This window comes from Aeromonas sp. s6 (assembly GCF_040907815.1).
Lineage (GTDB): Bacteria > Pseudomonadota > Gammaproteobacteria > Enterobacterales > Aeromonadaceae > Aeromonas > Aeromonas caviae.
The window spans coordinates 105,406-119,819 of record NZ_JBFOCN010000052.1 but is presented as its reverse complement, the minus strand read 5'-3'; the positions used below and the strand labels follow the sequence as shown (position 1 = coordinate 119,819).

Sequence of the window (14,414 nt, the reverse complement as noted above, 5' to 3'; positions counted from 1 at the left end):
AGCCTTGCGATGACCTCCACCTCTTTGAGCCTGCGCTGTATAGCCCGCCGGGCAGAGACCCACGACGTGGCGAGCTGGCAATTTGAACCCCTGGCTGGCGACCTGCCCTCCGTGCTGGCTGGCCAGTGCGTCACCCTGCACACGATGATTGACGGCCAGCCCCACTGCCGCGCCTACACCCTCTCCTCCAGCCCGCAGGATCCTTTCTGGCAGGTCACCATCAAGGATGTGGGGCTGGTCTCTCACCATCTGCATCAGAGCCTGCAAGTGGGGGACGAGATCCGGGTAGACGGCCCCTTCGGCGATTTTCACCTGACCGCGCTCCCCTGCGAGCGGCCGCTGCTGCTCAGCGCCGGCTCCGGCATCACCCCCATGTGGGCCATGCTGCGGGACGAGCTGGCCGAACGGCCGGATGCAGACATCCGCTTTATTCACAGCGCCAGAACCCCCGGGGATGTGATCTTCGCAAGGGAACTGGCTTCGCTGGCTGAGGCTCATGCCGGTGTGCGCCATGCTTTAGTGCTGGAGAAAGTAGGGGAAGAGGCGCCAACGGCTCATCCCTGGGTTGGCCGGCTCACACCGGGGATGCTCAAGGAATTGGCGCCGGATCTCTTGAGCCGCCATGTCTATCTGTGCGGGCCTGCCCCCTACATGACCGCAGTCTGCACCATGCTGGCGGAGCTGGGATTGCCGGCAGCGCAGTTGCATCAGGAGTCGTTCGGCCTGCCTGCTGTTACATCGGGTGCGGCGCCAGTTGCGGCCGGCAGCGACCACTTCTGGCTGACCCTCAAAAAGAGCGGCAAGAAAGTGAAGATCCTGCCGGGTCAGACCCTGCTGGCAGCGCTGGAGGGGGCGGGGGAGACCATGATGGCCGCTTGCCGCGCCGGGGTGTGCGGCGCCTGTCGCTGCACCACGGAAGGCGAAATCGAGCGCCAGAGCGTGATGACCTTGAGCGCGCAAGATCTCGAGAACGGGGTGGCGCTGGCCTGTTCCTGCACCGCCAGAGGGGATGTGAGCCTGGAGTACTGACGGGCGTCATTGGTATCCCGAGCTTTTCCCGGACGGGTCGTGCGGGTAGACTCAACCCCAGTTTCAGCAAAGTACGGGATAAAAAATGACAATTCTGGTGACGGGGGGAGCCGGTTACATCGGTTCCCACACCCTGGTCGAGCTGCTTGGTACCGGGCAGCAGGTCGTAGTACTGGACAACCTCTCCAACGCTTCCCCCGAATCTCTCAAACGGGTCGAGCGGATCACCGGCAAGCCGGTCACCTTCGTGGAAGGGGACATTCTGGACAGAGCCTGCCTGCAGCGGCTGTTTGCCGAGCACAGGATAGCATCCGTGATCCACTTCGCCGGCCTCAAGGCGGTGGGGGAATCCGGCCAGATCCCGCTCACCTACTATCAGAACAACATCACCGGCACCCTGGTGCTGTGCGAAGAGATGGCCAGGGCCGGCGTGTTCCGGCTGGTGTTCAGCTCCTCGGCCACCGTTTATGGGGATCCGGCCTCGGTACCCCTGCGGGAAGATTTCCCCACCAGCGCCACCAACCCCTATGGCCGCTCCAAGCTGATGGTCGAAGAGATCCTGCGTGACCTCTCCAAATCCGATCCTCGCTGGGCCATTGTGCTGCTGCGCTACTTCAACCCGGTGGCGGCTCACGAGAGCGGCCTCATCGGTGAAGATCCCAACGGCATCCCCAACAACCTGCTGCCTTACATTAGTCAAGTCGGCGTGGGCAAGCTCAAGGAGCTGGGGGTCTTTGGCAACGACTATCCAACCCCGGACGGCACCGGGGTGCGCGACTATATCCACGTGGTGGATCTCGCCATCGGTCACCTCAAAGCGTTGGCCCGCATCAAGAGTGATACCGGCGTCTTCACCTATAACCTCGGCACCGGTCAGGGCTATTCCGTGCTGGAGATGGTCAAGGCGTTCGAGGCAGCCAGTGGCCGTGCCATTCCCTACCAGATCAAGCCCCGTCGCCCCGGCGACATCGCCGAGTGCTGGGCTGAACCGGCTCTGGCCCGTGATGAGCTGGGCTGGCAGGCCGAGCGGGGGCTGGAGCAGATGATGATCGATACCTGGCGCTGGCAAAGCCAGAACCCGAACGGTTATGGCCCTGCTGCGAAGCCGTGATCAAGGGTCATGCGCTGCTCTTCGCCTTGCTGACAGCGTCTCGCGACCTGATGGTTTGCAGCCTGAATAGCAAAACGCCCCGGCATGCCGGGGCGTTTTTTCATGAACAACGCGCGGGTTACTGAATGCTCTTGCCGGCGCGGACATCCTTGATGATGGCCTTGAGGCTGGCCAGATCCCGCGGTGCGCCGCGCAGGATCTGATCGCCGATGATAAAGGCCGGGGTACCGGAAATGGCCATGGCTTCGGCCAGCGCCCGGTTGGTACCCAGATTCTGATCGATGCTGCTGTCCTTGATCTTCGCCTCTACCTTGCTCCAGTCCACGCCGGCGGCCCTGGCGACGTCTTTCACCTGGGCTTCATCGGAGAGGGGCCCCTGATGGGCGTACAGCTTGTCGTGGAAGGCCTGGTATTTGTCGGGCTGGCCGAGCTTCACCGCCAGCGCCGCGCGGGCGGCGTAGTAGGAGGTTTCGCTCAGGATGGGGAACTGCTTGTAGATGTAGCGGATCTCCTTGTCCTCAGAGAGCAGTTGCTGAATGAGGGGATGAGCGCGCTTGCAGTAGCCGCAGTTGTAGTCGAAGAACTCCACCACCGTCAGGCTGCCCTTGGGATTGCCGCTCTCGGGATCCTGGTTGGCGAAGAGCTGCTTGGCATGGGCTTCTATCAGCGTCTTGTCGTTCTCGGCCTGCTGGCTCTCCTGCTTGGCACGCAGGGCGTTGGACATCTCGACCAGGATCTCCGGATTCTTGACCAGATAGTCGCGCACGATCTGCTCGACATCGCTCTTGGTCAGCTCGCTCGCCTGCACGGGCGCCGCAAGCAGGGTCGCGCCGGTCAGGGCGGCGAACAGGGCATGTTTGATTCTCATAAGTCCATCTTGCTGGGGATGTGGTAGTGGCCCCTATAGTGGGTGAGTCTGTTTTCAAGTCAAGCCATCCGCTTGAAAAAGCACGGTTTGCAGAGGTTTTGCCGGTTTTGTGCGCCAGATAGCCCAATAAATGGGCAAACAAACGGAGTGGGGATTTACAAGGGCTGGGGGCATGGGTAATATGCGTCGCACTGCTGCGGAGGGGTGGCAGAGCGGCTGAATGCACCGGTCTTGAAAACCGGCGATGGGCGACCATCCGTGGGTTCAAATCCCACCTCCTCCGCCATCTACATAGCCCAACTGATTTATTCAGTTGGGCTTTTTTGTGTCTTCGGTTTTGGGTATGCCGCCGTGTGCCCGGATTTAGTTGACCATCGCGATCACTCCCAGGGCGTCACATTGGCGTACTTGTATTTGGCGTAGACGGGCTGGCCGTTGTAGGAACTGGGCGGGAAGCTCGGGTTGGCGCTGATCCAGTTATTCACAAACGTCTGCATCCAGCTGGTGACGGGGCGGCTCTCGCGGCGCACGCTCACCCATTTGTTCTGGGTGCGGCTGAAGACCTGCCAGGTGACTCCCGCCTCGTCGATGTTGAAGGCGTAGCGCTCCATGTTCCAGATGGAGATACCGTACTTGCCCAGGTCGATGTCCTGGGGATACTGACGCCCCTGGATCCAGACGTTGGTATGGAGCAGGTTGGTGCCCCCCATCAGCTCGATGTCGACTTCATAGTGAGAGCTGGTGCCTGCATCTCCGGTATAGGTAAAGAAGGAGCTGATGGTGCCGGGCACCGATCCTGCCTGCATCTGCACCTCATAACGACCCTTGCGGGTGTAGTTGTAGGTTCGCAGCTCAGCACAGCTCTTGTTCCCTTTGTCGGATTTCGCATGGAGGATGGCCGTGCCGGACTCCATCCAGACGTTGGCGGCGCGCCAGGTGCAGTCGAATTCTGACCCGCCATTGCGCCAACCATCAGAGACCTGCCAGTCCTGATTGCTCCACCACCATGCCGATGCCTGAGTGGAATATAATCCTCCCGCCATCAGCAATACTGACATCAGTCCAAGTTTACGCATATTATCCACATTCCTGTGTGTTTATTAATGAGTGTTTTATTGATGACTACAAGCAGCATCAGAATAGCCATAAACAGATATTGAAACTTATACTGGTATCGCGTCATGACAGTTTCATACTTTTGAAATTGCCTGAAAAAGGTATGAAAGACATGACGGCTGGCTGGTATAACCAGAATAAAAAAAGCCACCGTATATAACGGTGGCAAAAGCACGGACTCCCGATCCGATGAGTTAAAATCAGCTGGCTTGGCGGCGATAGATCTCGACCAGTTCGGTGGCCAGTTCGCGGCACAGAATGGAGGTCATCAGGTGATCCTGGGCATGTACCATGACCAGTGTCATCTTGGTCTTGCCTTCGCCCTCATCGGCTTCAATCAGTTTGGTTTGTACGGCATGGGCAGCCTTCCCCGCGTCGGTGGCCTGGAGCAGCAAGGCATCCGCTTCGCTGAACTGGCCAGCACGAGCCTGACGCAGGGCTTCGAAACAGAGACTGCGAGATTGGCCGGCATTGACGATGATGCCCATGACTGCTTCTTCAAGATCCATCATTTATGACTCCTTAAAATCCATTATTACGAGAGACGTTGGCGAACCATTCACCACTTTTCTTGACGGTGCGCTGCTGGCTTTCCAAATCAAGGCTGATGAATCCATAACGGTTCTTGTAGGCATTCATCCAGGACCAGTTGTCAATAAAGGTCCACAGGTGATAACCACGGCAATTACTTCCTTCGGCAATGGCGGTATGAATCCACTGGAGGTGGCCGCGAATGAAGTCGATACGATAATCGTCTTTTACCTGACCATCTTCACCAATGAATCTGTGCTCCCCTTCGACACCCATACCATTTTCGGAGATATAGCTTGGGATATTTCCATAGTTATCTCGCAGGTTGATCAATATGTCATAAATACCGCGCTCATATATTTCCCAGCCGCGATAAGGGTTCATTTTGCGGCCTGGCATCTCGTAATTCTCGAAGAACCAGTCAGGCAGGAAAGGGGAGTCCGGGTTGATGGCCGTCATGCGTGCCTTCACTCGCCGCGGCTGGTAGTAGTTGATGCCGAGCAGATCGATCTTGCCGGCGGCCAGCAGTTCGCAGTCGCCGCTTTGCACAACTGGCATCTGATCGTGCTCGCGCAGGATATCGATCAGCTCCTGGGGATAAACCCCCTTCACCGCAGGATCGAGGAAGGCACGGTTGAAGAACAGGTCGGCAATGAACGAGGCCTTCAAGTCTGCCGGGTTTGAAGAGCGCGGATAGGAGGGGGTCAGGTTCAGGACGATGCCGATCTGGCCGGGCAGGGAGAGTGTGCGATAACGCTTCACCGCCAGACTGTGGGCCAGCATCATGTGATAGGCCACCTGGGCTGCCCGTTTGAAGTCCATCTGGTTCGGGTAATGGAAGTCATACAGATACCCTCCTTCCACTACCACAACGGGTTCATTGAAGGTCATCCAGCAGGCGACGCGATCACCGAACAGTTTGAAGCAGAGCGCTGCGTACTCGGCATAGGCCGCCACGGTTTCGCGGCTCTCCCAGCCACCCTGCTCCTGCCAGTACATCGGCATGTCGAAGTGGAACAGGCCGATGAAGGGTTTGATCCCCTTGGCTAGCAGCTCATCGATAACCTTGTTGTAGAAGTCGACGGCCTCCTGGTTGACGGTGTGGCCATCCGGCAGCAACCGGGCCCAGGAGATGGATGTGCGGAAGCTGTTGTGGCCAATCTGTTCCATCAATGCGATGTCTTCACGATAACGATCGTAGAAGGTGGAGGTGTTGGCCGGGCCAACCTGACCGTGGAAACGGTGTGGCTCCGTCTCGAACCAGTGATCCCAGATGGTCGGTGCCTTGCCGCCCACATTGGCAGCTCCTTCCGATTGTGCGGCCGACGAGGCGCTACCCCACCAGAAGCCTTCGGGGAATGTATATTGCATTGCAGTTTCCTCTTGATGACCGGCGTGCAGGCGGCGTGGCGCCCGCACGCCTGGCGCTTACGCCTGACTCTGAATCGGTGTGATTGTGTCTGCTTTTTCTGATCTGGCGGCTTCTTCCGCTTCAGCCGTCTCGGCTTCCTGCTTGAGCAGGGTGCGTTCGTAAGCCCGCACGAAGGGGTAATACATCAGGGCGGAGATCCCCATGCAGATGAAGCACATGATGACCGGACTGAAGGCCCAGTTGGTCGCCCAGGAGGCGCCGATGGGGGCCGGCGTGGTCCATGCGGTCAGCATCACGACCTTCTCAACCAGACCCAGATCCACCGCGAACCAGGCCAGGATGGCGTTGATCACCGGCACCAGGATGAAGGGCAGGAAGAAGACCGGGTTCATGATGATGGGAGCACCAAACAGGATCGGCTCGTTGATGTTGAAGAACCCGGGGACCACGCCCATTCGTCCTATGGTGCGCAGGTGTACGGCGCGGCTGCGCATCAGCAGGAATGCCAGTGGCAAGGTGGAGCCCACGCCGCCGATAAACAGGAAGTGATCCCAGAAACCGGGCAGGAAGGTGTGGGGAATAGCTTGGCCGGCGGCCAATGCGGCCTGGTTGCTGGCCAGGTTTGCCATCCAGAAGGGGTTCATGATGCCGGTGACGATCATGGTGCCGTGGATGCCGGCAAACCAGAGGATCTGGCACAACAGCACCGCCAGCAAGACGGCAGGCAGGCTGTCGGAAGCCGCCACCAGCGGTTTGAGCATGGACATGATCGCCTCGGGCAGGATCATGCCAGTGGTTTCCTGCAGCAGCATGTTGAAGGGGTGCAGGGTCAGGATAATCGCCAGGACCGGGATCAGCACCTCGAAGGAGCGCGCCACCCCCATCGGCACCTGCTCGGGCAGACGGATGGTGATGTTGTTGCGCTTGAGCCAGGCATAGACCTCAGTCGAATAGATGGCGCAAATAAGAGCGGTAAAGATGCCCTGACCGGAGAAATACTGGGTGGAGATGGTGCCGTCTTTGTATTGCGCTGCCACCAGCATGAACGACATCAGCGACAGCAGGCCCGTGGTGATGGGGTCCAGGGAGTACTGCTTGGCCAGGCTGGATGCGACGCCCACCGAGATGAAGACTGTCATCAGCCCCATGCTCATGTTGAAGGGCAACATGAGTTCGGCACGATAGGTGTTGGAAAAATCGAGCCAGGCTCTGGCAAAGCCCCAGGTGGTTTCGCTGGAGATGGGTGGGAAGATGAAGACCAGCATGAAGCTGCCGACGATCATGAACGGCAGCGCGGCAATAAAACCGTCACGGATGGCCAGAACATAGCGTTGCTGGCCCAGTTTTCCTGCCAATGGGCCGATCCGTTGTTCGATCAACTTGACCAGCATCCCATAGAGTGAACTCATAGTGTGTGTCCTTCCTTGTGAGCACGCTTAACCAATCAGGGACAGGGCGTAGTCCAGCACCTTGTCGCCGCGCTGCATGCCGTAATCCATCATGTCGATAGGTTGTACCTTGATGCCGTGAGCCGCCGCCTTGGCTTGCAACTCCGGTTGCATGTACTTGATCTGCGGTCCCAGCAAGACCACCTGGTAATGGGGCATCTGGTCATCGAACTCCGATGCGCCAAAAGCCTTGATCTCGGCAGCCAGGCCCCGTTTTTCGGCTTCTACCAGCATTTTTTTCACCAGCAGGCTGGTGGACATCCCGGCAGAGCAGCACAACATGATTTTTTTCATGATCATTCCTCAGTTATTAAGCTGGGCTCACTATAGATCGATGCAACAAGGTGGGAAATCGATTTCACGAATGGGGTTTTGTAATTGTGATCGCGATCACTTGATGGATATTTGATATAAGGTCTATAAAATAAAATATCGTTATTTGTCAGTTAGTTATAATTGTTTTTATGATGTGATTTACGCCATGTTTATTCGACTTGGCATTTTGAAATATCGATTTCAAATCTGTCGTGGTTTTCATGCTGCTCCTGGACCCCTGCATGATGCAGGGGGCGCTTTCGGCATGGTGCCGATCCGGCGCCCATGCCAGCAATCCTGGATAACCGAGCCCATCGCCGTGCTCCTTCACCCTCTGGTGGCAGGGGGTCATGGTGGCGGCTAAGGGGCTCTGTACAGTGTCTTGCTCAGATGGCGGGCTCAGCCTGGGGTTGCCTTGTGGTTCTCGCTGAGGGTCACGAAACCCGATTCAGGAGCCGGGTATCTTGCTGTCCCGCCTTCTTCGCGCGCGGGGCACTGTAGAAGAGGCGGGGGGCGGGTGATGCCCAGATGGCGTCAGCAGATCTGATGGCAAATGAGGGATCAAGTGGATGCGCAAAATAAGGTGGCCAAGAGACGGACATGTAAATGACAGGGTTGCGAAGGTGCGGTCAGATGAAATGATCGATAAGAGAGGGTTCTGCTGCCGTCAGCCTCTGAATGATGATGGAAAAGGGAAAAGGAAAACGTAAAGCTGAGGGTGGCGACCGGTGCGGGAGCTGTCCTGGGCAAGAATGGCAGGGGAGTAAAACAATGCTCCGTCACGGGGACGGAGCATTGGAAGGGTGATCAGCGGGTCAATCCACCTTCATCCAGTACGCTGACCGTCCAGAAGAAGGGGGCATTCCAGTTGACGGTGACCTCGTTCAGCGTCCAGGCACCAATCTCATCTTTCCAGCAGGTCTGGCCGGTACACTTGCCCTTGAGGGTGGAGGCAACGGGATCGCTGAAGTTGATGGAGTTCGGTCCGCCCGAGAGTACACCTGGCGGAACCAGGGGAGACGCGGGGTCGATGGGGTGAGCCCAGAACCTGTGGTGCGGATTCTTCAGCGGACGGCTGCCGTAGCCCGACACATAGGACTGGTCGAGGGGGTTGCGGCCGAGCACATAGTCCATGGCATCGGACATGGCCTGCAGGTATTTGCGCTCTCCCGTGAAGTCATGGGCCAACCCGAGGAAGATGCTGCGGTTCATCAGGTTGGAGTTGGAGCCCCAGGGGTATTCGGTCGCCTGATAGGGGATAAGGTAACCCTCCGTCGCCACGCTCTTCTGGTAGCCGTCAGCTGCGGCGATGATAGCGGCGCGTGCCTTCTCCACTTCCTGTTTGCCCAGTTTGTTAGGCACCATGGCCAGCGTGATGGTCCCTGCGCTGCTGAGATCCTGCCAGTAGAGATCACCACTTGCGCTGCGATCCCCCTTGGGGGCAGCCAGATAGAGAGGGGACTGCTGGACGGCCTGCTTGTACTCGGCTTTGCCGGTGGTGGCAAACAGCTCGGCGGCAGCCCAGTAGAATTCGTCCTTCAGGTTGGTGTCATCATAGGGACCGGATCCCACAAAGTTGTCATAGGCATAGACGTCCGGATGGCGGTTGGCCGCCTTCCAGGCTCGTTCCGCTGCCTGCAGGCTGCGCTGTGCGAAGGCCGGATCCAGATTCTTCCATACGCGAGCGGACTGGGCGGCGGTGGCCGCCAGGTTCAGAGTCGCAGCCGTGCTGGGGTGGCTCAGGAAACGGGGTTGTGGATCCTTGTGGGGCGGGAGCGGCATCCCGGTCCAGGCTTCGTCGGCGACCTTGTGGAATACCATGCCGGAGGCATCGATCTCGGTCAGTTTCAGGCTGTCGAGCTGCTTGGACTGATCGCCTACCGGCACCCAGGCCTTCTTGCCTTCGGGCACCTGCATGGCGAGGAAGAACTCCATCATCCAGCGGGACTCGTCCAGCAGATCGTTGTAGCCGTTGTGCTGTTCCGGGATCTTGACCTTGCCGTCGGCAAAGGCGCTCTTGTCACCCTCTTTCGCCAGCTGCTCCCGTTCATAAAGGTTCATCAAGGTCCATACCGAGATCCCCCCGTTGACCACGTACTTGCCCTGATCGCCGGCGTCGTACCAGCCGCCGGTCACATCCAGCGTGAAGTCACAGCCAGGCCACTGGTTGCCTTTGGCGTCCTGCTTGTTGAAGCAGGTTACGTTCTCGGGCTTGTGTCCTGCCGGGCGAGCAAGGTCGGGGCGCTGGACATATTTGGCTTCGATGTCGATGCCGCTACGCTGCTGATAGAAGAAGGAGAGGGCATCGAATTTCATGGTGTGATAGATGTCATCGCCGATGCTGAACGGATGACTCTTCTGGCCGGCGACCTCCAGTACCAGGCCGGTGCCCGGGGTGGTGACCTGACTGAAGTCGGCAATCTGTACGTTCTCGCCGGATGCGGCATTCAGGCCAAAGGGCGTGGTCTTGCCTTCCGCGATGGTCTCACCCTGGGCATTGCGCAGGGTCCAGGGGAGCGAGTCCTTGCTGTCGGTGGCGATGGTCGCCCGTTTCAGAGCCTTGCTCAGATAGCCGACCTGGTTGACGCGCACGCTGCCCAGCTCCGATTTCTTGATCAAGGAGGGGCCCGATAGCGTGGCTTCACCGATACAGACAGTGGTCGGTGTCTGGGTGCCCATCTGAAGTTGGAACTGGGTCTTCTCGTCAGTGGCAGAAGGTGTGAACTGGATATCGAACGGTTTGGGCGTGCTGCCGAGGGCGAGGTCCTGCACCATGTAGTTGGTGTAGGGGGCGCCATCATGCTGGATCAGGGCCTTGACGTTGATGTCACTCTTGGCCATGGCAGTGAAATGGAGTTTGTAGGTTTGCCCCTGCACCAGGCCGAGATTGGACTGACCCAGGATGACATCCCAGGGATTGGAGCCCGACTCGGTGAAGGTGATACAGCCCATCTGGTTCTCGGCGTTCAGGGTCCCCCCGGCCGTCCACCATCCATCGGTTCCCTGGAAGCCCCCATTGGTCAGCAATTCACCCACAGGCCCGGCAGATGCCGAGGAGGTACCTGAACCAGATGCCCCTGCGCTGGGCAGTGAGCAGCCATGCAAGCCAATGACGCAAGACATGGCAAGCGTCAGGGCACTAAGCCGAGATGTTTTCATTGTTACCCCTTTGATCACAGACGGAAATAATGGCGTCGATTTTCGCACTCACGCAGAAAATGACCGAGTCATCCTGCGGCCCGCATTTCACTGTCAAGATTCACACACAGTCCCTGAGTGGAAATCGATTTCACGATTCAGGTAACAGTAAATTTTTTTGCAGATCAAGTTTGCTTTTATGAAATGTGATGGAGACGGCAAATTTTCGTTTATTGATATATTAATGCACTTGAATTGAATTCCATTGAATCCTTTCAACATTCCTCTGACTCCCGAGCCGTTTGGCCATATCGGTGTCGTTCCAGACAGCTCATGCGGCAAATCAATGTGATAGATTGCATTTAAATTATTGTTTTAATTTTATTTTTTTTGATCTTCCTGACATGAGTCTACCCGTTCTCTCTGTTCCTTCCTGGGTATTCTGCTGATGATGCTCGCCCCCGAGTTTGTGAGTTGCATCACTATTTTCTCTTTCAGCGGGATCTTTGTCATGGCATGACAAAGATACTGCTGGAATGACGAAGAGATTTCTGTTTACCATTTAACATTCTTGCAATCGATTTCAAATTTGACTGTTTTTCAAGACGACTCGCCATGAACGATGAGTCCAGGCGATGAACGAGAACATCCGGAGAGTCATAAGGAAAATGCGTAAAACTACAGGTCTCACCAGGTCTATGACCTGCCTATTCGTGGGGTGCGGCATCTGGAGTGCCGGGATGGCGGATGAGTTGTCGACCATGCCCTATTTTTCCACCTGGCCGCAGATCCACAGCGCCATTACCAGGGACGAGGGGATGGAGCATCAGATCCAGGCTCTGCTCTCCCGGATGACCCTGGAGGAGAAGGTTGGCCAGATGATCCAGCCCGACTTTCGTGAAGTGACACCTGAGGAGGTGACGCGCTACAAGATTGGCTCCGTCCTCAACGGAGGGGGGGGCTGGCCCGGCAACAACAAACACGCGTCGGCCCAGGACTGGGCACACCAGGCCGACACCTATTGGCAAGCGGCGGAAGCGGGCTTTGAGGGCAGGGGGTATCGCATCCCCTTCATGTGGGCGACCGATGCGGTGCACGGCCACAACAACGTCTTCGCGGCGACCCTGTTCCCGCACAATATCGGCCTGGGGGCGGCGCGGGATCCGGATCTCATCTACCGTATCGGCCAGGTGACGGCGCGGGAAGTGGCCGCCACCGGGCTGGATTGGACCTTCGCCCCGACGGTGGCGGTGCCCAGGGATGATCGCTGGGGCCGGACCTATGAGGGCTATTCCGAAGATCCCGCCATCGTCTATCACTATGCCGGCGAGATGGTGCGTGGCCTGCAAGGTTCCGCGACGGATCTGCGCGGCCAGCACCATGTCATCTCGAACGTGAAACACTTCGTGGGGGACGGCGGTACCCTGAACGGGGTCGACCGGGGTCAGAACTTCTATTCGGAAGAGGACCTGCGCAACCTGCACGCGGTGGGCTACTTCTCGGGGCTGGATGCCGGTGCCCAGGTGGTCATGGCTTCGTTCAACAGCTGGCACAACGAGCTCAACCGCGACGTGCTGCCAGAAGACGGGGTGGAGTACAACGGCAAGCTGCACGGCAGCCGCTATCTGCTGACCGACGTGCTCAAGGGCAAGATGGGCTTTGATGGCCTTGTCGTCTCTGATTGGAACGGTCACAGCGAGATCGCCGGTTGCACCATGGGGAGCTGCCTGCCTGCGGTGCTGGCCGGGGTCGACATCTTCATGGTCACGGCGCGCAAGGACTGGATGGAGTTTCGCCAGAGCCTGCTCGATGGCGTGGCGAGCCGGCAGATCCCGATAAGCCGGATCGACGATGCCGTGACGCGTATCCTGCGGGTCAAGATGCGGGCCGGGCTGTGGGAGAAACCCATGCCGTCGGCCCGTGAGCTGGCGGGCAAGCAGGGTGAACTTGGTGCCGTGACGCACAAGGCGCTGGCCCGGGAGGCGGTACGCAAGTCGCTGGTGCTGCTCAAGAACGAGGGCAGGATCCTGCCCCTGAGCCGGCAGAGCCGGGTGCTGGTGGCTGGGAGCGCCGCCAACGATCTGGGCAAGCAGGTGGGGGGCTGGAGCCTGACCTGGCAAGGCAGCGAAAACGGGCGCGGTGATTTCCCCGGTGCCCAGAGCGTGCTGGATGCGGTGACCGCCACCGTCGGTGCGGATCATGTGCAGGTGAGCACGGGATCCGGTGAGTTTGCGGGAGCCAAGCCCGATGTCGCCATCCTGGTCATGGGGGAGGATCCCTATGCCGAGTGGTTCGGCGACATTCCTGACAACAAGACCCTTGCCTATGGGGATCTCAAGAGCAGCTATCACGAGGACCTGTTGACCCTCAAGCGGCTGAAGGCGGCCGGCATCCCCGTGGTGACCGTGCTTTTCTCCGGACGTCCGCTCTACGTCAATGAGGAGCTCAATCTCTCTTCCGCCTTTGTCGCCGCCTGGCTGCCGGGCACCGAGGGGGAGGGGATCACCGATCTGCTGTTCAGGGATGCCAAGGGCAAGGTGGCCCATGACTTCCAGGGACGCCTCTCCTTCTCGTGGCCCTTTGGCAAGTGCGCCACCACCATCAATCGCACGCCCACCCATATCCCGGGCTGGCAGCGTCCAGCCTTCGAGCAGGAGCCAGCGGGTGAGTACGCACCGCTCTTCCCCTATGGCTACGGGCTCAGCTACGGCAAGCCTTCCCCTGTGGCGGCCCGGGTCAGCAACCTCAATACCCTGACCCTGGATAATCGTACCTTCGGCTGCAACGAGAGCGACCCCGCCAAACTGAGCGCCGCTGACAAGGTGCTCGAGCTGTTCGGGCCAAAGGCGGGTGAAGAACACCGTCTGCGCATGGGGGATGCCAGCAACTGGACGGGGACTGAAGTCTCCGGCAACAGCGTGACCGAGATGACCTTCATCAAGGTTCAGCCCATCGACTACCTGCGCCAGCAGGATGCGCGAGCGGTCACCTTCCTCGGGGCGAACAAGCCGGGTGTCGACTCCGGGGCCACGATCCAGTTGCAGACCACCCAGGTCAAGGGGGCGGATCGTCGCACCTACCTGAAGGGAGAGAGCGAGCTGCAGGTGACGCTGCGGGTGCAGCAGGCGCCAGCGGGGGACATGACGCTGGGGCTGCAGTGTGGCTGGCCCTGCGGCAAGTCCATCGAGATTGCTCCGGCCTTGCGCCAGTTGCCCCCGCAGAAGTGGGTGACCCTGAGTCTGCCCCTGCGTTGCCTCGAAGAGGGCATGGACTTCGCGAAGGTCAATACCCCCTTCATCCTGGGCACGAGTGGACAGGCACGCATCGACATGGCGACCGTACGCTGGGTACCGGCTTCTCTGCTGGGGGCCTCAGGGGAAGTGGTCAGGCTCGATTGCCAGGGCAGGTTGAGTCGATAAGCCGTCAGCCAGATGCACCAGGATGCCTGTCGGGCTCCTGGTGCCTTGATAACCGGCTCCGCCCCGA

The 14,414-nt window shown here is 58.8% G+C and carries 10 protein-coding genes and 1 tRNA gene; 4 read left to right on the top strand and 7 right to left on the bottom strand.

The annotated features are described in order from the left end of the window. Window positions 1-9 precede the first annotated feature (9 nt). Together AB5Y50_RS08035 and galE are read left to right on the top strand one after the other, a co-directional pair. On the top strand, window positions 10-1,029 hold the full coding sequence (locus AB5Y50_RS08035) for an FAD-binding oxidoreductase (RefSeq protein WP_368162603.1): 1,020 nt from the start codon (window positions 10-12) through the stop codon (window positions 1,027-1,029). A gap of 85 nt (window positions 1,030-1,114) precedes the next feature. Further along, window positions 1,115-2,140: a UDP-glucose 4-epimerase GalE gene (gene galE / locus AB5Y50_RS08030; RefSeq protein ID WP_053288136.1), complete on the top strand. Its 1,026-nt coding sequence runs from the start codon at window positions 1,115-1,117 to the stop codon at window positions 2,138-2,140. 118 nt (window positions 2,141-2,258) lie between these two features. Here the strand turns inward: galE and AB5Y50_RS08025 are convergent, their stop codons facing one another. Beyond that, window positions 2,259-3,008 carry a DsbA family protein gene (locus tag AB5Y50_RS08025; protein WP_010673333.1) on the bottom strand — a complete coding sequence of 250 codons (750 nt, stop codon included), beginning with the start codon at window positions 3,006-3,008 and terminating at the stop codon, window positions 2,259-2,261. Between the two features lie 198 nt (window positions 3,009-3,206). On the opposite strand from AB5Y50_RS08025, the gene AB5Y50_RS08020 reads away from it, so the two are divergent. Beyond that, window positions 3,207-3,294, top strand: a tRNA-Ser gene (locus tag AB5Y50_RS08020). Between the two features lie 94 nt (window positions 3,295-3,388). Here AB5Y50_RS08020 and AB5Y50_RS08015 read toward each other — a convergent pair. The 6 genes from AB5Y50_RS08015 to AB5Y50_RS07990 all read right to left on the bottom strand — a co-directional run bounded on the left by AB5Y50_RS08015 (window position 3,389) and on the right by AB5Y50_RS07990 (window position 10,826). Further along, window positions 3,389-4,084 (bottom strand): family 16 glycosylhydrolase, encoded by a 696-nt coding sequence (locus AB5Y50_RS08015; protein ID WP_080560416.1) that lies wholly within the window; start codon window positions 4,082-4,084, stop codon window positions 3,389-3,391. A 240-nt stretch (window positions 4,085-4,324) separates the two neighbouring features. Next, on the bottom strand, window positions 4,325-4,636 hold the full coding sequence (locus tag AB5Y50_RS08010) for a PTS lactose/cellobiose transporter subunit IIA (RefSeq protein WP_010673336.1): 312 nt from the start codon (window positions 4,634-4,636) through the stop codon (window positions 4,325-4,327). Window positions 4,637-4,646: 10 nt separating this feature from the next. Continuing rightward, window positions 4,647-6,026 (bottom strand): glycoside hydrolase family 1 protein, encoded by a 1,380-nt coding sequence (locus tag AB5Y50_RS08005; protein WP_010673337.1) that lies wholly within the window; start codon window positions 6,024-6,026, stop codon window positions 4,647-4,649. A 57-nt stretch (window positions 6,027-6,083) separates the two neighbouring features. Then, the gene (locus AB5Y50_RS08000) at window positions 6,084-7,436 is read right to left on the bottom strand and encodes a PTS cellobiose transporter subunit IIC (protein ID WP_010673338.1); all 1,353 of its coding nucleotides are present in this window, start codon (window positions 7,434-7,436) and stop codon (window positions 6,084-6,086) included. A gap of 27 nt (window positions 7,437-7,463) precedes the next feature. After that, window positions 7,464-7,769, bottom strand: a complete 306-nt coding sequence (locus AB5Y50_RS07995; RefSeq protein WP_010673339.1) for a PTS sugar transporter subunit IIB — start codon at window positions 7,767-7,769, stop codon at window positions 7,464-7,466. Between the two features lie 828 nt (window positions 7,770-8,597). After that, the gene (locus tag AB5Y50_RS07990) at window positions 8,598-10,826 is read right to left on the bottom strand and encodes a glycoside hydrolase family 9 protein (protein ID WP_197970411.1); all 2,229 of its coding nucleotides are present in this window, start codon (window positions 10,824-10,826) and stop codon (window positions 8,598-8,600) included. An 800-nt stretch (window positions 10,827-11,626) separates the two neighbouring features. On the opposite strand from AB5Y50_RS07990, the gene AB5Y50_RS07985 reads away from it, so the two are divergent. After that, entirely contained in the window at window positions 11,627-14,347 is a 2,721-nt protein-coding gene (locus tag AB5Y50_RS07985; protein WP_029313906.1) for a glycoside hydrolase family 3 protein, read from the top strand. Window positions 14,348-14,414 lie beyond the last annotated feature (67 nt).